The sequence below is a fragment of the Bdellovibrio sp. HM001 genome (assembly GCF_055397275.1).
The window spans coordinates 850,300-871,834 of record NZ_AP029174.1; the positions used below are offsets into that span (position 1 = coordinate 850,300).

General features: G+C 50.2%; 23 protein-coding genes. 17 read left to right on the forward strand and 6 right to left on the reverse strand.

The window, feature by feature from the left end:
• Positions 1–113: 113 nt before the first annotated feature.
• Together ygiD and ACZ5ZZ_RS04185 are read right to left on the reverse strand one after the other, a co-directional pair.
• The gene (gene ygiD, locus ACZ5ZZ_RS04180) at positions 114–887 is read right to left on the reverse strand and encodes a 4,5-DOPA-extradiol-dioxygenase (protein WP_464141391.1); all 774 of its coding nucleotides are present in this window, start codon (positions 885–887) and stop codon (positions 114–116) included.
• Between the two features lie 3 nt (positions 888–890).
• Positions 891–1,493 (reverse strand): YceI family protein, encoded by a 603-nt coding sequence (locus ACZ5ZZ_RS04185; RefSeq protein ID WP_464133681.1) that lies wholly within the window; start codon positions 1,491–1,493, stop codon positions 891–893.
• A gap of 95 nt (positions 1,494–1,588) precedes the next feature.
• Here ACZ5ZZ_RS04185 and ACZ5ZZ_RS04190 point away from each other — a divergent pair, with 95 nt between their 5' ends.
• Positions 1,589–2,488 carry a LysR family transcriptional regulator gene (locus ACZ5ZZ_RS04190; protein WP_464141394.1) on the forward strand — a complete coding sequence of 300 codons (900 nt, stop codon included), beginning with the start codon at positions 1,589–1,591 and terminating at the stop codon, positions 2,486–2,488.
• A gap of 157 nt (positions 2,489–2,645) precedes the next feature.
• Complete coding sequence (locus tag ACZ5ZZ_RS04195) at positions 2,646–3,002, forward strand: hypothetical protein (protein ID WP_464133686.1); 357 nt, start codon at positions 2,646–2,648, stop codon at positions 3,000–3,002.
• Between the two features lie 10 nt (positions 3,003–3,012).
• Here ACZ5ZZ_RS04195 and ACZ5ZZ_RS04200 read toward each other — a convergent pair whose 3' ends face one another.
• Positions 3,013–3,555 carry a PilZ domain-containing protein gene (locus tag ACZ5ZZ_RS04200; RefSeq protein WP_464118006.1) on the reverse strand — a complete coding sequence of 181 codons (543 nt, stop codon included), beginning with the start codon at positions 3,553–3,555 and terminating at the stop codon, positions 3,013–3,015.
• Positions 3,556–3,622: 67 nt separating this feature from the next.
• Entirely contained in the window at positions 3,623–4,576 is a 954-nt protein-coding gene (gene thiL, locus ACZ5ZZ_RS04205) for a thiamine-phosphate kinase (protein WP_464141397.1), read from the reverse strand.
• Positions 4,577–4,654: 78 nt separating this feature from the next.
• Here thiL and ppk1 point away from each other — a divergent pair, with 78 nt between their 5' ends.
• Positions 4,655–6,823, forward strand: a complete 2,169-nt coding sequence (ppk1, locus tag ACZ5ZZ_RS04210; RefSeq protein WP_464141400.1) for a polyphosphate kinase 1 — start codon at positions 4,655–4,657, stop codon at positions 6,821–6,823.
• 16 nt (positions 6,824–6,839) lie between these two features.
• On the forward strand, positions 6,840–7,346 hold the full coding sequence (sixA, locus tag ACZ5ZZ_RS04215) for a phosphohistidine phosphatase SixA (RefSeq protein ID WP_464118003.1): 507 nt from the start codon (positions 6,840–6,842) through the stop codon (positions 7,344–7,346).
• Here sixA and ACZ5ZZ_RS04220 read toward each other — a convergent pair.
• Positions 7,343–8,260, reverse strand: coding sequence for a Ppx/GppA phosphatase family protein (locus ACZ5ZZ_RS04220; protein ID WP_464141402.1), 918 nt, complete (start codon positions 8,258–8,260; stop codon positions 7,343–7,345). The two genes, sixA and ACZ5ZZ_RS04220, sit on opposite strands and share 4 nt — an antisense overlap.
• A gap of 52 nt (positions 8,261–8,312) precedes the next feature.
• Between ACZ5ZZ_RS04220 and ACZ5ZZ_RS04225 the strand changes: the two genes are divergently transcribed.
• From ACZ5ZZ_RS04225 to ACZ5ZZ_RS04250, 6 genes are all read left to right on the forward strand, one after another.
• Positions 8,313–9,368, forward strand: a complete 1,056-nt coding sequence (locus ACZ5ZZ_RS04225; protein WP_464141404.1) for a hypothetical protein — start codon at positions 8,313–8,315, stop codon at positions 9,366–9,368.
• A 104-nt stretch (positions 9,369–9,472) separates the two neighbouring features.
• On the forward strand, positions 9,473–10,138 hold the full coding sequence (gene phoU, locus ACZ5ZZ_RS04230) for a phosphate signaling complex protein PhoU (protein WP_464118000.1): 666 nt from the start codon (positions 9,473–9,475) through the stop codon (positions 10,136–10,138).
• Positions 10,131–10,832 carry a response regulator transcription factor gene (locus ACZ5ZZ_RS04235; protein WP_464117999.1) on the forward strand — a complete coding sequence of 234 codons (702 nt, stop codon included), beginning with the start codon at positions 10,131–10,133 and terminating at the stop codon, positions 10,830–10,832. The genes phoU and ACZ5ZZ_RS04235 overlap by 8 nt, the downstream gene beginning before the upstream one ends.
• Positions 10,829–12,262 carry a sensor histidine kinase gene (locus ACZ5ZZ_RS04240; protein WP_464117998.1) on the forward strand — a complete coding sequence of 478 codons (1,434 nt, stop codon included), beginning with the start codon at positions 10,829–10,831 and terminating at the stop codon, positions 12,260–12,262. Before ACZ5ZZ_RS04235 ends, ACZ5ZZ_RS04240 begins: the two co-directional genes overlap by 4 nt.
• A gap of 10 nt (positions 12,263–12,272) precedes the next feature.
• Positions 12,273–13,163 carry an RsmB/NOP family class I SAM-dependent RNA methyltransferase gene (locus tag ACZ5ZZ_RS04245; protein ID WP_464141406.1) on the forward strand — a complete coding sequence of 297 codons (891 nt, stop codon included), beginning with the start codon at positions 12,273–12,275 and terminating at the stop codon, positions 13,161–13,163.
• 108 nt (positions 13,164–13,271) lie between these two features.
• Positions 13,272–13,634, forward strand: a complete 363-nt coding sequence (locus ACZ5ZZ_RS04250) for a hypothetical protein (protein ID WP_464117996.1) — start codon at positions 13,272–13,274, stop codon at positions 13,632–13,634.
• On the opposite strand, the gene ACZ5ZZ_RS04255 is transcribed toward ACZ5ZZ_RS04250, so the two are convergent.
• Complete coding sequence (locus ACZ5ZZ_RS04255; RefSeq protein WP_464141408.1) at positions 13,631–13,900, reverse strand: DNA-dependent DNA polymerase; 270 nt, start codon at positions 13,898–13,900, stop codon at positions 13,631–13,633. The genes ACZ5ZZ_RS04250 and ACZ5ZZ_RS04255 overlap by 4 nt on opposite strands.
• Positions 13,901–13,982: 82 nt before the next feature.
• On the opposite strand from ACZ5ZZ_RS04255, the gene ACZ5ZZ_RS04260 reads away from it, so the two are divergent.
• From ACZ5ZZ_RS04260 to ACZ5ZZ_RS04290, 7 genes are all read left to right on the forward strand, one after another.
• Positions 13,983–15,245 carry a DUF814 domain-containing protein gene (locus ACZ5ZZ_RS04260; RefSeq protein WP_464133701.1) on the forward strand — a complete coding sequence of 421 codons (1,263 nt, stop codon included), beginning with the start codon at positions 13,983–13,985 and terminating at the stop codon, positions 15,243–15,245.
• A 104-nt stretch (positions 15,246–15,349) separates the two neighbouring features.
• Entirely contained in the window at positions 15,350–16,294 is a 945-nt protein-coding gene (locus ACZ5ZZ_RS04265) for an ABC transporter ATP-binding protein (RefSeq protein ID WP_464133702.1), read from the forward strand.
• A complete protein-coding gene (locus tag ACZ5ZZ_RS04270) occupies positions 16,291–17,064 on the forward strand; it encodes an ABC transporter permease (protein ID WP_464117992.1) in 774 nt (257 codons plus the stop codon). Before ACZ5ZZ_RS04265 ends, ACZ5ZZ_RS04270 begins: the two co-directional genes overlap by 4 nt.
• 2 nt (positions 17,065–17,066) lie before the next feature.
• The gene (locus ACZ5ZZ_RS04275) at positions 17,067–18,602 is read left to right on the forward strand and encodes a GldG family protein (RefSeq protein ID WP_464133705.1); all 1,536 of its coding nucleotides are present in this window, start codon (positions 17,067–17,069) and stop codon (positions 18,600–18,602) included.
• Positions 18,602–19,585: a DUF4340 domain-containing protein gene (locus ACZ5ZZ_RS04280; protein WP_464141410.1), complete on the forward strand. Its 984-nt coding sequence runs from the start codon at positions 18,602–18,604 to the stop codon at positions 19,583–19,585. Before ACZ5ZZ_RS04275 ends, ACZ5ZZ_RS04280 begins: the two co-directional genes overlap by 1 nt.
• Positions 19,585–20,577 (forward strand): GHMP family kinase ATP-binding protein, encoded by a 993-nt coding sequence (locus ACZ5ZZ_RS04285; protein ID WP_464141412.1) that lies wholly within the window; start codon positions 19,585–19,587, stop codon positions 20,575–20,577. Before ACZ5ZZ_RS04280 ends, ACZ5ZZ_RS04285 begins: the two co-directional genes overlap by 1 nt.
• Positions 20,523–21,467, forward strand: coding sequence for a DUF429 domain-containing protein (locus ACZ5ZZ_RS04290; RefSeq protein WP_464141414.1), 945 nt, complete (start codon positions 20,523–20,525; stop codon positions 21,465–21,467). Before ACZ5ZZ_RS04285 ends, ACZ5ZZ_RS04290 begins: the two co-directional genes overlap by 55 nt.
• Positions 21,468–21,535: the final 68 nt, after the last annotated feature.

Genomic DNA, 21,535 nt, shown 5'->3' on the forward strand with positions numbered 1-21,535 from the left:
CCAATCTTTTCCAGAAGAATCCGGCCTCCGGTGCCTTTTTTCCCGTACTTGTCCTGAGGATTGCGCAAAGGGCAGGTTGCCGCTATCTGGCTGGCTGTCGCCAAGCCTGTGTTCTAGCGACTCCACATTACGGAGCGCATGGACAGCGCTCCCATCTCGAATCCTTCATACGGATAGCTGATCGAGTCACTTTCTGTGGAGGCTCCGTAAGCATACAGAAGCGGCAGATAGTGCTCGGGGGTTGGAACGCTCAGCGTGGCGCTTTCGCCCAGATCTTCATAGTCCGTCAGGATTTTGTCATCGCGTTTTTCCAAAGCGTCTTTGATTTTGGCATCAAACTCTTCCGCCCAGGGCAATCGCGCTGTGGGATTTCTCCACTGCACCAGGCGCAGGTTGTGGACGATATTGCCACTGCCGATGATCAGCACACCCTGTTCGCGCAGGGGACGAAGTTTTTTTCCCATCTCGATGTGTTGTTCTGGCGTCTTGGTGACATCCAGACTGACTTGAAAGACGGGGATATCCGCATGCGGGTACAGGTGAGTCAGAACAGACCAGGTGCCGTGATCCAGGCCCCATTTGTCATAAAGCTCTGACTTCGGCAGAAGTCTTTGTGTTTCATGTGCGATGCTTAGGGGGCCTCGCGCAGGATACTGCACATCAAAGAGGGCCTTGGGAAAACCATAGAAATCGTGAATCGTGGGAGGGTCGGGGTGATACAGAACCTTGGTTCCTTCTGTCTCCCAGTGGGCAGAGACAGAAAGAACCGCCTGTGGCCTGGGCAGGGATCTGCCCAATTGGTTTAAGCTTTCCGTGAAGGGATTCTTGTCGAGCGCATTCATCGGAGAGCCGTGGCCAAAAAACAGCACAGGCATCAGGGAAGGCATATATTAACCTTTCTTGGCAGCAGGTTTCGCAGCTTGGATCTTTAGAATCAAAGTCACTTCGTCACCTACAACCGGACCTGCCTCAACAACACTGCTCCAGTTCAAACCGAAATCTTTACGGTTGATTTTGCCTGTCGCAGAGAAGGCCACCTTGTTGTTACCGTAAGCGTCGTTCACGTCGCCCAGATATTTAACATCCAAGGTCACTTCTTTAGTTTTACCTTTGATTGTCAAATCGCCAACGATTTTTAGCGCCTCTGGAGTGCCAATCACTTTTTTAGTGACGAATGTCATCTTAGGGTTTTTTGCCACATCGAAGAAGTCCGCACTTTTCAAGTGATCATCGCGGTCTTTGTTTTCGGTACTGATGCTTGCCACATCCACATTCAGGCTGGCTTTGGATTTTTCAAGCTTTGAATCGACAACCAAAGAACCATCAAACTTTGAAAAGCGACCCTCCACGGTCGAGATCACCAAGTGAGGAATCTCAAATCCGATTTTGGAGTGAGCGGGGTCAATATTGTAGCTGCCCGCGGGAATGCTTTGACCTGCAAATGCAGAAAGACTTGCCAGTGTTACCAGGGAAGAAAGAATAAGTGATTTCATGTAAGGTCTCCTTTTTTTGTTTGTTCGACCCGTTTAGTATCGAGCGATTTTGATTATTGCGTAAGGTGACACATTCGAGATAAACTGTTGCGTATATGGAACAATTTGATCTCAATCAGATACGGACATTTGTAAAACTCGTGCAGGCTGGAAGCTTTACCAAGGCGGCCGAAGTTCTCAAACAACCCAAATCCCGCGTCAGTAGAAGGCTGTCGGCGTTGGAGAAGGACCTTGGGGTTCAGTTGATTTATCGAACCACGCGTCAGTTTCAGCTGACGGAAATGGGGCGGGTTTATTACGAGCGGGCCCGGGGGTTGATTGAAGGTCTGGAAACATTAAGTGGCGAAGTCAGTGAATCCACCACGGAAATTTCCGGAGTGATCAAAGTCACAGCCTCGGATGATATGGGCGTCAAGCAGTTGCCTTTGATTTTGGATGAATTCACCCGTCAGTATCCCCGGGTGCGTTTTGATCTGTACCTGACCCAGGCCTATGTGGATCTGGTGAAGGAATCCGTGGATGTGGGAATTCGCATCGGGAATCTGAAGGACAGCTCCTTGAAGGCGCGAAAGATCGGAACAGTTCGCAGTGTGCTGGTGGCTTCACCGGGTTTTTTGGAGCGCTATCGGGTGTCAGAGGATTTGGACAAACTCAGTGCAGCTCCGTTTCTGGCGATGACCCAGAATCCTAAGCTGGAGGTGGTGCGGACCTCGGATGGAAAACGACTGAGTTTAAAAACCAATCCCGTTCTCAGCGCCAACAATCCGGCCTTGTTGCTGAAGATGGCCGTGCTGGGGAAGGGTTATGCCTACATCCCTGAATTCCTGTGCAAAGAAGAACTGCGCGACGGACGTTTGATTCATATTCATAAGAATCTGCGCAGCGAAGAGGTGCCCGTCAGTCTGGTTTCGCCGGACACGAAAGAAACCTCCCAGAAAGTGAAGCGCTTTATGGACTTCGCCTATAAGCGCCTTAAAGAGGAGTATTTTGGTTAGTTTCGCGCGAAACAGGCTCTGGCGGTGACGGTTCTTGCCTGGTGTGCAGAGTTTAAACAGGAGAGGGACTCTCAGATCTCACTAAGGGGATCCTGCTTTGCTTTTGGGTGGTAAAGAAATTGCTTTATTGGGCTCATGTCTAAGTAAAGGAGTTTCTATGAAGAAGGCACTGCTGGTTTTGGCTCTTGGTGTGTTGGGCTCACAGATGGCGATGGCCGAGTCCATTATCTGTCAGAGCAGGGATGAAAAGGTCACTATTGAACTTGGGGTCATCGATGGAGACATCCGTGGGGCTCTTGTGACGGGAACTGAGAGTGAAAATGCGGATATCATGGTGATGGAAACGGTAAGAACCGATGCGTCTTTGAAAGTGATGATGCTTGATCTCACCAATGCTAAGGGCCTTGAGTTGAATGTTGCTGGCGAGAATCAAAAGCTTGCCGGGACTTTGACGGATATGGGAGCTCCTGGTAACGCGGCCACAGAGTATGCTGTTACTTGTGAAGTGAAATAGAAGCGGTTTTTTAGGAAAACCAGCCAAGAATCATTTTATAAAGTCCGACGTATTCATATCGCAGAAGCATCCAGATGCTGGCGCACCAAAGTGTTGCCAGCATTCCCATCACCACAAGCTGAGGCAGACTGGCCAGACTTAGATTGCTGCGGGGGCGATTCAGAAGATCGTCAATCTGACCGCGCTCCTGACTTTCCTTGAACCGACGGGCCAGGCCCTGCGCCAATACAATTCTTTGTTGCATTTCGAGTTTGTAGAAATGAATTCCCACAAGCATTTGAGAATCTGAAATGTTCTCCAGGCGAGTCACGATACCGTAGCAGGCCATCTGTCGGGAGCCCGGCGGTGTGAATTGAATTTTAACGACTTCTCCCAGCAGAGGGCAAAGGTCATCCGGTGCCGTGAAGGCCAGTCCGGTCAACGAGACATTTTTGATCTCGGTGCCTTCCTCCCAGGGGATTTGTTTGGGGCCCGCGACACGAACCAAGCTTTCATCCTCAGTGTTGAGAATGTAGCGAGGTGATCGACCATGATAGCGGGCAAGACTTGTCATGCAAACCTTATCGGTTCAACCAGACCTTCTCTGAAGTCAAACAAGTGTCTTGAATTGAGATTTTAGGTTACTTGAAATGCCGCCATCCTTTGAAGTCGGTGATTTCCTCCTGGCCCTTGGCGAAAGTCAAAAAAACACCGGGCTTCTCTGTGAACTGTCCGACCATATGCCATCCTGAAAAATGGTCATAATCATCAGGGGAAATCGCCATGAGGAGTTCATAATCCTCGCCTCCCCACAGAGCAAAATCAGAGACAGGCATACCCAGCTCCAAAGCCATTTGCTGGCTTTCTGTGTGCACGGGAAGATTTTCAGCAAAAATATGAAAGCCTCCCCCTGGGGGTGTCAGTTGCATGGCATCGTTGATCAGGCCATCACTGCAATCCATCAGGGCGTGCACTCGGGCGTGATGTGTTTGCAGGCCCTTGACTAAATCCAGGCGCGGGCGGGGGCGCAAATGTTTTTCTTTCGCGCTTTCAAACCCGGGCAGATTCTTTTGCAAAGCAGTCAGTCCGGTGAACGACAGCCCTAGCGGGCCGCTGGACATCAGCAGATCGCCGGGACGAGCTCCTTTGCGGGTGATGGGATATTCGCAAGAGCCGTGGACGCTGACGTCGACAACCACTTTGTCGGGGGACGCGGCAAGATCTCCTCCGACAACCTCAGTCCGCCAGTCGTCCGCCAGCTGAGCCATACCTTGATAGAAATCGTCAAGCCAGGATTCGTTCAGATTCGGTGGCAGGGCCAGGGATACCTGAGCATAGTGTGGTTGGGCTCCCATTGCGGCAATGTCACTCAAGTTGACCGCCAAGGCTTTAAAGCCCAGATCAAAGGCGCTGGTGTACTTTAAATTAAAATGAACGTTTTCAACCATCATGTCCTGGCAGATCACGGAGTATCCGGGATAGTTCTTAAAAACAAAGGCATCATCGCCCAACGGGACGATGTTGTGTTTGTTTTGACGCTGGACCCGAAAACGGATCTTTTCAATCATGGACCATTCTTTGGGAGTGTTTTGCATGTCGTTGTCCTTGGGAAGACATTGCTTAAGATGTCACTTTATTGTGAAATAGAAGCTTCAGGAGTCAAGGAGGATTCTTTGAACACACCGAAGGCGACATCGCCAAAGCGAACATCTAAGAAGAAATCAACACGGAAACCAAAGGTTGTCGAACATCCTCTGTCATCTGAAAGTCTTTTTTCCAGCCGTGAGATCGGATGGCTGAATTTTAACAGACGCGTTCTTGCTGAAGCCGAGGATGCGCGCAATCCACTTTTGGAGCGTGTGAAGTTTCTCAGTATCTCGGGCTCCAATCTGGATGAGTTTTTTATGAAGCGGGTTGGCGGGCTGAAGCGCCATGTGGCTTACGGAGTGTCACCAAAATCGGCGGACGGAAAAACCCCGATGCATCAGTTGCAGGAAATCCGGCAGTTCGTGATTCCGATGATTCAGGATCAGGCGCAGGTCTTTAATAAAGTTCTGAAGCCCGCCCTTGAAAAAGAGAATATCTTTTTACTGGGTTGGAAGGATCTCAGCGACAAAGAAAAAGAGAACGTAAAAAAATATTACAACAAAAACGTCTTTCCGGTTTTGACTCCGTTGTCGGTGGATCCGGGGCATCCTTTTCCATTTATTTCAAATCTTTCCATTTCTTTGGGTGTGACTTTGAAGCATCCCCATGTGGATGAAAAACTTTTTGCCCGGGTGAAGATTCCCAAAGTGTTACCACAATGGGTGCGCACCGATCCTGAAAGCGGATCTTATCGATTCATCAGTTTGCTCGATGTGATCAAGGAAAATCTGGCTGATCTGTTTCCGTCCATGCAGGTGCTGGGGGTGATGCCGTTTCGTCTGACTCGAAATGCGGACTCTGACCAGGATCAGGAGGATGCGGAAGATCTTCTGGAGGCGATCGAGGAAGAGCTGCGCCAGCGCCGTTTTGCCGAAGTCGTGCGCCTGGAGCACGGGCCAAATCCTGATCCGTGGATGTTGAAGTTTTTGATGGAAGAGTTGGAGTTGATTGAAGAGGACATTTATGAAACCCCGGGTCTTTTGGATTTCACCGATTTGTCGTCCATCTCTGATGTGAATCTGCCAAAGTTGAAGTTTGAACCTTACAACCCGGTGATTCTGCCTGCCTTTGCTGAAGACGGAGCGGGCATGTTCAATGCCATTAAGATGAACGATCAGTTGGTGCATCATCCTTACGAAAGCTTTGCGGGATCGGTGGAAAAGTTCATTCGTGTCGCCAGCGAAGACCCCAAGGTCCTTGCCATCAAGATGACGTTGTACCGCACCGGGGACAACAGTCCGTTTATCAGGTCCATGATTCGTGCAGCAGAACAAGGCAAGCAAGTGGTGTGTCTGGTCGAGCTGAAAGCCCGCTTTGATGAAGAACGCAATATTTACTGGGCAACTGAGCTTGAAAATGCCGGTGTCCATGTGGTCTATGGGGTGGTGGGATTGAAAACCCACGCCAAAACCGCTCTGGTTGTGCGGCAGGAGCAAGAGGGATTGCGCTGTTACTGTCACATTGGAACAGGCAATTATAATGTGGCGACCTCGCGCTTTTACACAGATCTGGGGCTGTTGACCGCCCGCGAGGAAATCACTTCCGATGTTGTGGAGTTCTTTCATTACCTGACGGGAAGATCTTTGAAGAGCAATTATCAGAATCTGTTGATTGCTCCGGTGAATATGTTTACCAAATTTAAAGCTATGATTGAGCGGGAAGCAGAGCACGCCAAGGCAGGGCGTCCGGCACGGATCATCGCAAAATTTAACAACTTTGAAGAAAATGATATCGCTGTGGCTTTGTACGCGGCTTCACAAAAAGGCGTGGACATCGACATGATTGTGCGTGGGTTCTGCTGCTTGCGTCCCGGGGTTCCGGGCATGAGTGAGCGCATTCGCGTGACTTCGATCATTGGTCGCTTCCTGGAGCATTCCCGCATTTTCTATTTCCGAAACGGGGAAAAGGACCCGGTGGATGGTGAGTTCTTCCTGGGATCTGCCGACTGGATGTATCGCAATCTGCATGCCCGGGTGGAAGCCATCGTGCCGATTCTGGATCGTACTTTAAAAGAAAAGTGCTGGGAGATCCTGAATCTGTGCGTGAGAGAGCAGCGACAGTCCTGGGAGATGAAGGCTGACGGAACTTATGTGCGTCAGAACTCCACGGATGTGGGAATTCATCAAACTCTGATGCAAATTGCAAAAGCCCGGGTTACATTTGTTGAGGACAGCACCAACACATCCTCAGATTAGGGTCGGAGTTAAAGCAGTGGAGTTGATCATCATCCGGCACGCAGTCGCCGAAGACAAAGAAGAGTTTGCTAAAAAGGGACAGGAGGACTATCTGCGTCCTTTGACTTTGAAGGGGCGTAAGCGGATGCAGAAGGTCTGCGTGAATCTGCGCGACTATATCAAGGAATTTGACCTGATTGTCTCAAGCCCTTTGACCCGGGCACGCCAGACGGCAGAAATCGTGTCCCAGATTTACTATGAAACCAAAGTTGTGGAGGCGCCGGAGCTGGTGCCTCACAGTCCGCCGCAGGCATTTTTAAAGTGGTTGCGCGTGCAAGGCAAGAATCACAAGCGAATTGCCGTTGTCGGCCATGAACCACACTTAAGCACTTTTGCCAGTTACATGCTGTCACTGAGATCTGAAAGTTTCATTGACCTGAAAAAAAGTGGCATCATCGGTCTGGAGCTTGAATCCTTTGCCACGGCCGAGGCAGGGCGGGCGCAGTTGTTATTTGCAATTCCACCGAAGTTTCTGGCGGATTAGTTCTGCAACATCGACCAGATCAGGCCATCCCGCAGCCCCACAGACGGAATAAGGATTTTATGCGTTTCTGCCTGGCGCATGATGGTCTCTACCAGCATGGCGGCAGGGACGATGACGTCGGCACGATCCGGGCGCAGATTCAGTTTTTCAATGCGTTCTTTGATCTTCAAAGCGCGCAGTCGCACGATGATTTCCGAAAGCTCGGGCAGCGTCAGGAAGGTGTGCGGGGACTTTTTTAGAAGCTGGACCTTCAGCTGCCCCAGACATTCCAGGTTTCCACCTGTTCCGATGGCGAAGTCCACCGGGTCCAGATCGCAGTTCTTGTAAATGTGTTCGCCCAGGGCGGTGATGAACTCTCCCATGATAATATTCAGATGGTTTTCTGTCAGATTTCTTTTGGCTAAGTTTTCCAGCACGCGGACTGTGCCCATCGGAAACGATTTTGTGGCCAGCATGGTGGCGCCTTGAGAAAAGGTGACTTCAACGCTGCCGCCTCCGATATCGATCAACATGGTTTTGCGATTGTCCAGATCCAGTTCGCGGCGGACGGCCAGATGGATCAGTCGCCCTTCTTCAGTGCCATTAATCACTTCGATTTGAATGCCGGAAGTTTTATAAATGAGATCGACAAATTCCTTCTGGTTTTTGGCTTCACGGCTGGCCGAGGTGGCCACGGCCCGGCACTGTTGCACGCCGAGCTCCTGATTGGTCAGGGCATAGCGGTGAAAGGTGGCTTTGGCGATTTCCAGAGAGGCCGGGGTGATCAGTCCTTGGGTGAAGACATCATGCCCCAGTCGAACCGCTGCCCGGAATTTTTTAACAATGTGCAGGTGGGGGGCTTGCGGATGAACATCGGCGACCATCATACGGATGGCGTTGGAACCGATGTCGATGGCGGATACTCGACGTGACACGATAAACTTCCCTTTCCTTGGCAACAGTATATAAAGATGGCAGCATGAGAGCATGAAAAAAATCGTTCTGGGCTCTTTATTTTCTGTTTTTGTTTGCTCGCAGGCTTTGGCTCTTTCTGAGATCGAGATTTCCGGCGAACTGGATGTGACGGCATCGGTGTGGACTCTGCCCACCGGAGAGCGTGGAAACTCATCCTTTAATGTGCCCTCCATGTTTATGGATATCAATGTGCCGCTGAAAGACGACAATCTTCTGGTGCTGTCTTTTGAAGGCTCTGAAGAAAAGGAAACCAGTCCGAACCGTTTCGATGTGGGACTTCGTGAAGCCTATTTGGATGTAGTCAGCACCTTTAGCGGGATGAAGGCTTTGCGCTTAGGTTTGATTCCTCAAACCTGGCAGGAGGCTCAGTATCAGTCCAGCAACTATCGTTTCCTGGGGCGGACGGCGTGGGCCATCACTGAAAAATGGAAGTATCTTTCTTATTCGGATTTGGGGGTGTCCTTCATGTCCGAACTGCCGCATGACTACGGCGAATGGGCCGTAAGCCTGTCTAACGGGGAAGGCGCTGAGGAGGAAGAAAAAGGTCCGCATAAAGAGGCGGCCTTGTTTGTTCGGTTCTTCCGCTGGTCCCCTTGGTCCCTGAGTTTCAACTATGTGCGTGGAAATTATGAGGTCTATGGCGGAAGCGTGGGGTTGAAAGAGCGTGTACAGGCTCTTATCAGTTATGAGGAACAAGACAGCTGGTCGGTGGCTTTGGAGTTTTTGAATTCCAAAGATCCAGCCGATGCTATTAGCGACTTTAAGATGGCCGATGGTGTGGATGTGACTTCCTTGAGTGGGGAGTCTGTGCACGGACAGGGGGGGAGTCTTTACGCGGTGGTGCATACGGGCCCCAAAGCGGAGGTGATGCTTCGTTATGACTATTTAAACGCGGCTGTCGGTGAAAAAGGCAAAGATCTGCAAACGGGCCTCCTGGCCCTGGGATATCAGGTGACTGAGGATGTTAAAGCGGCTGTTGCTGTGGATTATACTCGTTATGCCGAGGAATTTGCCCCCGGAGTGCGGGACCGTTCCCGAGTCGAATTTGCGGCCCAGGTCCTCTTTTAAAGTGTGTTAAGTTTCTGTTAGAATCCATAGAGATGCCGTGTTAAGCGGTGTCTTTATTTCTCAAATCATTATAAATCAAGCCAAGCGCTAATAAGGTGGATGCCATGGAAAGAGCGATAGACATTCAACTGGAAGACCTCAAAAAAATGATTCTTTTGATGGGTGGCCATGTTGAAAAGTCGCTGTCTTTGGTGACAGCAGCATTGTTGTCTCGGGATCTGGAAATGTTCGATGGCGTGCATGCGATCGAAAGACAAATCAACGAAGACCATATCCGGGTGGACAATGCCTGCATGCACCTGCTGGCCAAACAAGGACCGGTGGCCAAGGATCTTCGTTTGATCATTTCTGTTTTGAAGATCAACAACGATTTGGAGCGCATGGGGGATCAGGCCGTGAATATCTCTTATTCCGGCAAGGACTATCTGGGGCGCAAGCCGATCCAGTCGCAGCTGGGTGATATCCAGAAAATGTCTGAGATCGCCGGTCGCATGGTGAAAGAGTCTTTGGATTGCTTTGTTCGTGGTGACGTTGAGCAGTCCAAAAAAATTCTTCTGATGGACGATGAAATCGATGCGTTGAAGAACAAGGTGTTCAACGAAGCGATGGCGCACATGAAGGCCCACTCGGAAGATGTGGAAGCCGGCATGGATTTGATTTTGATTGCAAGAAATTTGGAACGTCTAGGGGATCATGCGACGAATATCGCCGAAGACGTGATCTTTGCCTTCACCGGCAAAGATGTTCGACACGGGGGAAAGTTTGGCTGACAACTCAGTGCAAGTGTTAGTGGTGGAAGATGAGCAAGAGATCCGAGAGCTGATGGCTCTGCACCTTTTGCGGCAGGGTTACCGAGTGACCGAATGTGCTTCCGCCGAAGAGGCTTTGCAGGAATTGAATCGCCAGAGTTTTTCTTTGTTCGTACTTGATTGGATGCTGCCGGGTCTGAGCGGCGTTGAAATCGTTGATAAAATTAAATCAAAAAATCCTGGAGCTTCGGTTTTGATGGTGACTGCCAAGACCGAACCTCAGGACATCGTCTCGGGCCTTGAAAAGGGTGCTGACGATTATATGACCAAGCCCTTTAACCCTTCCGTGTTTATCGCGCGGGTGAAAGCTCTTCTGCGCCGGTCTCAGGTGCAGGCGGCTCCGGCAAGTGATGATGGGGAAGTGTCCCTGTTGGGGCTTAAGATCAACTTTAAATCCTATGAAATTTCTTATAATAACGAGCCGTTGCACCTGACGCCTTCTGAGTTCAAGCTGCTGGGGGCTCTGGTGCAGAATCATGGTTGTGTTCTGACTCGCGAACAGCTTATTGAGAATATTCAGGGCGAGGGCATCAATGTCGTTGGACGCACTATTGACACCCATGTCTTCGGATTGCGCAAGAAGTTAGGCGAGTGGGGCGACCGTATTGAGACTATCCGTGGCGTCGGATATAGGGTTAAAGTAGATATCGCATGAAGCGATTTATCCGTTTTCCTTGGCAAGTCTATTGGCGCTACTTTTCCTGGCAGGTTGTAGCTTTTAACGGTCTTTTTCTGGCCGTGATATCTGTCATCGATGTTCGCTATGGCGTGCGTCCGTTCGTTTATAACGAAGCCCTTTTGAATTTCTTTGTTTTCAGCATTTTGGTCGCGGCTTTGACCTCGTACCGTTTTGCCAAGCCCATTCATCGGGTGATTTTGAAGGCCCTGCGCATTTCCAGCAAGCGCACGTTTGGGAATTTGGTGGAAGGCCAGGATGATGATCTTCTCGATGATGAAACCGCTGACATCTCTGAATTGGAAGTGGCTTTAGATCACATCCACCGTAAAATGAAACGTCGTAAGGCTCGTTATCTGCAGGCGCAAGAGGAATCCCAGGCCTTTATGAGTGCCGTGGCCGAAGGCTTGGTCAGCGTCAGTCTGGATGAAAAGATTCTTTATTTTAACTCTCAGTTTGCAGCGCAGTTCCTGTCTTCCAACCTGATGGATGGGCAGGTCTTGCGTCTGAAAGATGCTATTCGTTCTTCCGATGTTCTGGAAGGTTTTGCCAAGACAATCCAAGTGGGCAAGGTTCAACGTTTCACCGTGAAGCTTCCGACCTTGATTGACAATCAGCCGCGTTACTTTGCCGTGTCGGTGAATCCTATTCGCAATGAAAAGACGCGCGAAATCTATGGCGTTGTGGGGATCTTCCACGACATCACGGATATGAAGCGGGCCGAGCAGATCCGTATGGATTTTGTTGGCAATGCCTCTCATGAACTGCGCACTCCTTTGACGTCCATCAAGGGTTATGTGGATACGCTGAAAGAGGACGTGAAGACCGGCCAGATCCAGCAGGCCGGAAAGTTCCTGGATATTGTTTCCCGCAACATTGATCGGTTGATGGACCTTGTGAATGATATGCTGAGTATCAACTCTTTAGAGGCCTCCAATTCCGAGCTGAAGCTGGAAATGATTCACCCGCTGTCCATTTCAGAACACGTGGTTTCTGAGCTGGCGGTGATGGCTGCGGAAAAGAATATTTCAATTCACGTGAACGGGGATGTGCCTCCGTTTATGGCAGATGCGCGGAAGGTTGAGCAGGTTTTGCGCAATCTGGTGTCCAACGCCGTAAAATACATTCCTGCGGGAAAAACAATTCGCATCCGTTGGGAGCGCGATATCAAGGAATATATCATTTTGCGTGTGATTGATGACGGCCAGGGGATCCCGGAGCAGCATCTGGATCGGCTGTTTGAACGTTTCTATCGCATTGACCGGGGGCGCACCCGTGATGCGGGCGGCACCGGCCTGGGGCTGGCTATTGTGAAGCATATTATGCAAAGTCATGGCGGGACCGTCGCTGTGAAGAGTATTATCGACCAGGGCTCTGAATTTATTTGCTCTTTCCCAATCCGAAAGTAAAATCCGGGGGATGAACGCCGATCATCCCTTTTATCGTCATTTTGAAAAAGTCTATGGTTCCCGCTGGCCCGCGCTTTTTGCGGCCCTGCAAACGCGTGAGCAACAAGTGGCTCGTGTTAACGCCTGGAGCCCTTCTGACTTAAAAACAAAATCCTGGGCGACCTTTCCTGAAAAAGCCGAGCTTCCGGGTTGTCATTGGCTGACACCGGCGCATGGCTGCCAGCCCGAACGCAATGCGGATGAACTTTTGGATATTTATATCATGGACCCGGCCAGTGTGATGGTGGCGAAAGCCTTGGATGTTCAGCCGGGGGATCGATTGTTGGATATGTGCGCGGCTCCGGGCGGGAAAAGTCTGGTGCTGATTGAATCCTTCGGTGAAGACGGTGAGATCTTCTGCAACGATCTTTCCCCGGAGCGTCGCGAGCGTTTGAAGAAAGTCATTCAACAGTATGTGCCTCGCGAGGTGCGCAACCGGGTGTGGGTGACAGGCAAGGACGGTGTTCAGTTTGGTTTGAAAGAACCCTCCAGCTTTGATCGTGTGTTGTTGGATGCTCCGTGCTCTGGTGAAAGACATATTCTGGAAAATCAAGCGGCACAGGATGAATGGAGTCCACGCCGCACCGAACATCTTGCTGCCAGACAGTACTCTTTGTTGGCGGCGGCCTTCCTGGCAGTAAAGCCCGGCGGGCGCATTGTCTATTCAACCTGCTCCATCAGTCCGGCGGAAAATGATGACGTCGTTCGCAAGCTTCTAAAAAAGAAGAAGTCGGCGGTCAAATTGCTGGAGGCCCCCCTGGGGGTTGGTGGCGAGCGGACGGAGTTGGGAGTGGCCTATATGCCGGATCAATGCGGCTTTGGTCCATTGTACTTTGCCGTGATTGAGAAGTTCGAAGAGTAGTTCACCAAAAGGGCTTCTGATAAGAAGCAGATAACAAACTTGAAATTATCTCTGGCGCAAAAAGATCCCTACACTAGTGCCTCCAACAAAAATTAAAAGGAGTCATGGATGAGATCTTTTTTCGCGGTCTTGGTGTTTATTGCTGCGTCTTGTTTGGTCGTTTTTTCACAGGCGCGGGCGGAAGTGTCGTGCGGTTCCTGTGGTGGCCGCAATCCGGTGGAAAAGCTGTGCGGTCAGGTTCGTAAGGATCTGAAATACACTGCGGCCTTGCCTGAAAAACAAACAGTTTCAGAAGTGGAGTTGTGTCTGGATTTGGCGTCGGGAGGGGTTGCTTGTGGAGTCACTTCGGACACTTTGCTATTGGCCTCTTTGAATGCCATGAAGGTGCTGGGGGTGGAGGAAGTGTGCATGAAGTTTGACACTTCCGTCAGTCCGCGCCGAATTTTATCGGCGCAAAGTCGTTTGTACTAGTTGTCGTCTTTCTGACGGAATTTGTGGCGACGGTATTCTTCCAAGGTCAGGAAGCCGTAGGTTTTCTTGCGATAGATTTCCACGGCTTCGGCCTCAATGTCGGTCAGGACATCGTCCATAAACTCCAAGGGAATGGTACCGGTCTTCATTAGTTGCAGGGTGTAGAGGTGAACCACGCGGCGGATAAAGTCATGGCTTTTTTCACGCAGGTTGGCGGTCTCTTGCAGCTGGGTCTCAACGATCTTGATTAGCATGTCTGTATTCATACCCTAGAAATATCGGCTTTCCTTTTACGAACCTGAGCATCAGTGATGGAAAATTGGTCCAAAGAATGAGAGACTTGGAAGGATGAAAGCCCTGACTCAGCAAGAACTGCAGCATTTTGTCCGTTACTTCGCACCAATTTTGGACGGTGCTCAATTGCAAGAGGTGCAGGCCAACGACCGAGGTCTGGCCCTGGGGTTCCATCTGCGCGGCAGTATGTTCTGGCTGATACTGGACCTTGTGCCAAACACTCCGATGATGCTGTGTTTTGAAAACCAGTGCCCTTTTAAAAAGGCCCCCAAGGGCAAGCCTGTCAGTCTTTTTTTGAATTCCCATGGACGCAATCTCTTCTTTGCCGGCATGACGGTGCGAGAGGAGTTCGGTCGTGTGGTCGAACTTCATCTTAGAAACTCCTCGTCGGATTGTGATCTGGAGATTCGCCTGATTCCCAAACAAAGCAACCTTATCGTGAAGTCTCAGGGTAAGCAGATTTCCTGGGACCGCCCCCTGGAGCTGACTCCGGCTCCGCATGTGGAAAATCCTCCGCAGCCCCGGGACTTGGTGGCTATCCACGAAGAATGGCTGGCTGAGCAGGGGGCTGGATCCAAGAAAACGATCTTGGATCCGGCCGAGCAGTGGGAGCGGCAAAAACAAAAGGATCTGGAGAAAAAACGCCGGGCGCTTGCTGAGATTCAAAAACAAATCGAAAGCGATCGCGAACAGGTGTGGTATGAAGCGGGTCAGTTCTTGAAGACCCATGGTACGCTGGAGGTTCCGGAGAATCTACAGTCCTGTGTTGATACCAAGCAGAGTCTGAGTTGGAATATCGAAAACTGCTTTGCCAAAGCCAAGCAGTTGGTCGGAAAGAAAGAAGGAGCTCGCGAACGCCTGGATGAGCTGGTTCGTGAAATCCAGAAGCTGGAAGACAGTCGTTATTCTGAAAAGCAGAAAAAACCCGCCTTGGTAGACTTGATGAAAAAGGCCGATGCCAGAGGTCGCAAGTTGCATCTGGATTCAGGCGCTTTAGCCTATTGTGGGAAGTCCGCGGCAGACAATTTAGCGCTGCTTCGTCAGGCCAAAGCTTGGGATTACTGGCTGCATTTGCGCGACTATCCGGGGGCGCACGCTATTATTCACAGACAACGTGATCAGGAAATCACGCCGGCAGAAATTCAAGAGGTCTCCGCCTGGGTGGCCCGAGAGTCGTTATCGGCAAAATCCCTGATGGTCGGTCAAAAGGTGGCCGTGGTCATCGTGGAATGCCGCTTCGTTCGTCCGATCAAAGGCGACAAGCTGGGGCGCGTGACGTATCATTCCGAACGCACATTAAATTTTGCACTCTCCTGACGCTACGGCGCATCGCTTCTGCAAAAGTAAGCAGGTACCTTTTGGATTGACTGGTGACAGGCTCAGCCTAAAATTTTCATTTAGACTACAGAGGAGATTGCACCATGATTCAAGTCAAAGATCTCACGAAGGATTATGGTCCAAGACGGGCCATTGATAAGTTAAACTTTTCTATTTCCAAAGGTGATGTTGTGGGCTTCCTCGGCCCCAACGGCGCAGGCAAATCCACGACTATGAAAATCATCACCGGCTTTATGGCTCCCAGCCAGGGCAGTGCTTCAGTAGCAGGATTTGATGTTTTTGAAAATCCTTTGGAAGTTAAAAAACGAATCGGCTATCTGCCGGAGATCCCGCCAGTCTATGCCGACATGTATGTGCAGGATTATCTGCGCTATGTGGCAGCCTTGAAACAAGTGCCGAAAGAAAGAATCGAAAGCGCAGTTAAAAATGCCATCGAAAAAACCAATCTGGGCGATGTGCAGAAGCGCTTGATTCATCACTTGTCCAAAGGTTTCAAACAGCGTGTGGGGATCGCGCAGGCCATTGTGTCGGATCCTGAGGTTCTGATTCTGGATGAACCGACGGTGGGGCTGGACCCCAAACAAGTGGCTGAGATCCGCGAGCTGATCAAAGCCCTGAAGGGGCAGCACACGATTATTCTTTCCACGCATATTCTTCCCGAGGTGGAAGCAACTTGCGAAAAAGTCATCATCATCAACAAAGGCCGCATTGTCGCGGAAGACAGTATTCACAATCTGGCGACCATGGAGCAAGGACAGATCCGCCTGCATGTTCGTTTGCGCAAAGGCGTAGAAGACATGCAAAGTGTTTTGTCCGACATGGGTTCAGTGATCGGGGTTCATTCCGGAGCTTCGGCGAAAGAATGGGACATTGATATCAAGGGCAGCGAAGAAGCGGTGGACAATATCTCTGCTCTTCTGGTGGGCAAAGGCTATGGTCTTTTGGAACTCACCCCCGCCAAGCGTGATCTGGAAGATGTGTTCTTGAAACTGACTTATGGACAACAGGAAAAAGGAGGCCCGGCATGAGCGGCACTCTCGTGATTTTCAAAAAAGAACTAAAAGGTTTTTATCTGAATTCGACTTTCTGGATGATTTGTTTTTTGGTCAGCCTGGTGTTTAGCTGGGTGTATCCGATTCAGCTGAATCTGTTTTCGCAGTTGTTGATGAACTATGTGATGCAGCAGGGAGTTCCGCAGAATCAGTTGAACATTCACTATGGTGTGTTCCTGCGTCAGCTTTCTTATCTGAATCTGCTTTTGATTTTCGTGGTGCCGGCGTTGACCATGAAACTTTTTGCGGAAGAAAAGAAGCTTCGCACCTTTGATCTGCTTTTGACCTCGCCGGTGACGTCGTTCCAGATCGTGATGGGTAAGTATATGGCGGCTTTAGGTGCTGTCGCGGGCATCGTGTTTTTGGCACTGCTGTATCCGCTGGCAACTTCGCTGTTGGCAACTGTGAACTGGGGCCCGTTGTTTATTGCCTTCCTGGGTATTTTCCTGGTGGGTGGGGTTTATGCGGCGATGAACCTGTTTGCGTCTTCGCTGACGGAAAACAGCATCGTGGCTTATGTGGCGTCGGTGATCTTTAACATTTCTGTCTGGTTCATTGGAATCGGCACCGAAGTGGTGGACGGGGAACGTGCACGGAAGATCTTTGAGCACGTGTCCCTGAGCAGTCATTTGTCGGGTTTGGTGGAAGGCACCGTGCGAACCAATGGTCTGGTTTTCTTCCTGAGTATTATTGTGTTGTTCTGCTTCCTGGCAGAGCGTGTTGTTGAATCCTCACGTTGGAGATAATAATGAGCAAATTAGGTAAAATTTCATTTTTGTTTGCTGGTATCTCATTGGTGGCGATGATCATCACCCGTTACCTTTTAGGTGAATGGGTGCCTTTCTGCTGGCTGTCTTTGGGGATGGCGGTGTTGTTCCTGATTGTGGGTCTGGTTAAAGACCGCGGCTTTTTCAAGGAATTCTTCACCATGAAGACCACCAAAGAAGGCATGAGCATGGGGGTTTTGATCCTTCTGACTCTGGCTCTGTTGATTGTGGTGAACTACATCGGGGTTCGTCATACCAAAACCTGGGACTTTTCTTTAGCCCAGACCAATACTTTGTCGGATCAGTCGATCAAGCTGGTCAGGTCTTTGGATTCCGATCTGAAAGTGTACTTCTTCTATAAGAAGGGTGTTGAGGGCAACGAGGAAAATCGTCGTCTTTTCCGGGAACTGATTAAGAAGTATCAGGATCAAAGCTCAAAAATCCAGCTGGACTTTGTGGAAGTGAATGAACGTCCGGATCTGTCTCAGGAATTTGGCGTGGATAAAGGCAGTGGTGTGGTGTTCCTGGATTACAAGGGGCGCCGCAATCGCATCGAAAAAATCGATGAGCAGGACTTCACAAGTGCTCTGGTCAAAGTGACGCGTGAAAAAAACAAGACAGTTTATTTCACGGTCGGTCACGGTGAAAAGAGCCTCAATGACAACAAAGAAGGCCTGGGGCTGGGTTCCTTGAAGTCCCTGCTGGAAAACAATCGCTATCTGGTCAAGGAGCTGCCGTTGATTCAGAATCCGAAGATTCCTGAAGATGCGGATGTGATCGTGATCGCGGGGCCGGTTCAGGGGTTCCAGAGTTTTGAAATTGAAGCGCTGGAGAATTACCTGAAGGGCGGCGGCAGCCTTTTGCTGGCCCTGGAGTCTCAGAATTCTGCGGGTCTTGAAAAATTGACCTCCAAGATGGGATTGCAGTTGGGGAACAACTACATCCTGAATCAGGTGGAAACAGTGATGGGCCGCGGGATCAACCAGGGTCCGACCTTGGGTGTGATTTTCTCGATGAACAACAAGATCACCAAACCATTTGGTCGCAGCGAAGCAACCTTGTTCCGTTTCCCGCAGTCTTTGAAGAAAGTGGAAAGCGTGAAAGGCATCGTGGTGGATGAACTTGTTTCTACAGCGCCGAACGCGATGGCATTCCCTTCTTTGCAGATCAAAGGAGAAGGTGTTGAGGATGCCTATGCACTGGTGGATGAAGTCAGCGGCAAGTGGGGTGGCGATGAAAACGCCAAAGACTTCACGGCCATTGTCGCCGGAGATGTGGACTTCCTGACCAATCAGATGCTTTATCAGAATTTGAACCGGGATCTTGTTCTGAATTCGATAGCGGCTCTGGCTAAAGAGGAAAACCTGATCAGCATCACGCCGAAAGAACCTATGGCGACACAAATGCTTATGACAGAAACCAAGTTCGGTGTTTTCTTGTTTGCTTTCATCATCCCACTGCCTATTCTTTTGCTGGGAACCAGCATTGGGCTGTGGCTTAGAAGGAGAAATGCGTAATGAAACTCAAAGGGCGTACAATACTTGTCATTTGTCTTCTGATTTTTGGCGGTTATGCCGTGTATGACTTCTTCAGTGAAAAGAAGGCTGAAGAAAAGCGCGCCATGGACGCCCGTCTGATGACTGTGGAGTTCGATCAGGTGGATCAGATCGAAGTTGAAAAAGGTAATCAGAAAATCGTTCTGAAGCGCAGCGTGGACGGATGGTCCATGCTGGAGCCGTTGAAGGACGCGGCAGACAATACCGCAGCGGATGACTTTGTCAAAGGGGCTTTCCCCGAGCGTATCATCGAAGTGGCCAAAGAGGGTGAGGGAATACAATGGGCCCTCTATGGGCTGGATAAGCCTTTGGGAAAAGTCACTTTCAAAAGCACGGCTGGCACTCAGGATGTTTTTGAAATTTCAGAGAAACGCAACTTCGAGGATAACACTTTTGCCCGTCGCAATGGTGAAAACCGTGTTCTGCTGGTCAACTCTGTCTGGCAGAACCGTGTGAATAAGACCGTGATGGACTTTCGTGAACGCCGCTTCCTACGTCATAAAATTGCCAGTGTCGATGAGATCAGTATCAAAAACGACAAGGGTCGTTTACTGATCCGCCGTGAAGATGGCAAGTGGCTGGCGCCGGACAAGAAAGATCTGACACTGGATCAAAACAAAGTGCGTGAACTTCTAAGTCAGATCGCAGATGCCAAAGCCTCTGAAATTGTGGAAGGCAATCTTCCCGCATTGAAAAACCTTTTCACCATGGAATTGGTGATGAAGGATTTGAAATGGAAAGCCGAGGTCGGGCAGGCGCAGGATCTGGGAATTTATGCCAAGGTTTCCGAACCGACCCAGCAGATGAAAATGGAAGCGGGGGCTTTGGATCGTTTTATCAAAATTGTCCTGGCGGACTTGCGCGAAGAGGAAGCTCCGAAGGATAATAAGAAAAGCACGACGGATGAGCAGCAGGCCATGATGGCCGAGCAGAAAGAAAAGTAATGCAGAAGATTGTCGTTAAATCTCCCACACGCGTGGATTTGGCAGGGGGCACACTGGATTTGTGGCCCCTTTATTTGTTTATCAATGGAGCTTCCACCGTGAATGTGGCCATCGATATTTATACCGTGGCAGAGCTGACCCCTCACGACGATGCGACTATCGTGCTGGAATCCGCTGATCTGAAGATTCGCAAAGCCTATAACAATCTGGTGGATGCGTTGTCTGATCCGGATCCTAAGATGGTTCTGTTGCAGACTCAGCTTCGGTATTGGAAGCCTGAGCGAGGTTTCACCCTGAAGACCTCCTCGCAAAGCCCGGTGGGAGGCGGCCTTGGTGGCAGCTCAAGTCTGACAATCAGCTTGATGAAAGCCTTTTCGCAATTCTGTGGGAAACCGTTCCGTGATGTTCATCATATGGTGCAGGTGGCTCATAATATCGAAGCGGAGATTCTGAATACGCCGACCGGAACACAGGACTACTATCCAGCGGCTTCCGGGGGGCTGAATGTCCTTCATTATGGCTATGATGGAATCCAGCAAAGTGTATTGCCGGTATCCCAGTCTCCATTGGCTGAAAAGTTCATGCTGGTTTACACGGGGAAGGCTCATCACTCGGGATTGAATAACTTTGAGGTGATGAAAGACTCTGTGGTGAAGGATGCCCGGACTCTTCAGGCCTTGCGTGATTTAAAAAGCATTGCCATAGAAACGGAGCACGCGGTCCGGTCAGGAAACTGGAAAGAGCTGGGACCCTTGTTTAAACGTGAGTTCGATGCCCGAGTTCGTTTGGCCCCGGAATTTTCAAGTCCTGAGATCTACAAGCTTGCCGAAGTCTCTTTGCAGAATGGGGCTGAGGCTGTTAAAATTTGTGGAGCTGGGGGCGGCGGATGTGTTCTGGTCTGGTGTCCTCCGGATAAACGTGAGGGAGTAGCCAACGCATGCCAAAAAGCCGGCTTCCAGGTGATGGACGCAAAGCCCGTCGATCCCCTGTAAAGAAAACGACGAAGAAGAAGACCGCAGCTCCCAAAAAAGCTGCGGCCGAGTCGTCGTCACATGCCGGAGAGGTGCATCGTTTTATCGGCTTGTCCCTGGGGGGCGGCAAATCCGATAAAGCCTGCGTTGCTGTCCTGGAATACTATCCCAAGCACAAGAAAATCTTTCTTTCCCGTCTGGTTGAAAAAATTAAAAGTGATGAAGTCCATTCTGCGGACTTCAAAGTTCAGCAAGTTATCGATCAGTATCACAGTGAAGTCGATATGGTGGCCTTTGACGTGCCCTTCCGTTTTCCGGTCTGTCTGGAGTCCAAGGACTGTTGTGGAAGTATAGAGACCTGCAAGAAGCCCCATGTACAGTGGATGTGGGAATACACTCGCAAGCTGCACAAGAAGAAGAAACCACGTAAGCTCTTCACGCCGTACACACAAAGATGCGTTGAGATGTACCTGTCTTCTGAGCTGGAAGAGCCATTTATCTTGCAACACGCGATGGGCGCAAACAGTGCCCCGTTGTTGGCGCGTGCCATGTTCTTGCGCCGTCATTTGAAAATGAAGTGTGTGGAAGTCTTTCCAAAGCTTTCCGTCTGGCGCATCGGGCGCTCGTTAAATGTAATGAAAAGCCACCTGCGTTTCCATAAGCATGCCATTGGCGGTGATGAAAGCCGACGGGAGATCTTACACGCGTTAAGTGCTCACAATGTCGCCTTCGTCTATGATCAGGACGTGAAGTTGATGATCGAAAACAATCACGCCTTCGAGGCCTTTATCTGTGCCTTGACTGCGTTCCTAAGTTTCAAAGGCAGCACCGAGCCTCGTCCGGAGGGCTTCCCTTCTTCAGAAGACTGGATTGAGTTCCCGAAGATCAACGTGCGTTGGGATGGGTTCTAGATCTTTGGACTTAGGTCTAGCTCCCAGTGTCCATCTGCGTACAGGTCCTTGTGCCCAACGATAACAAA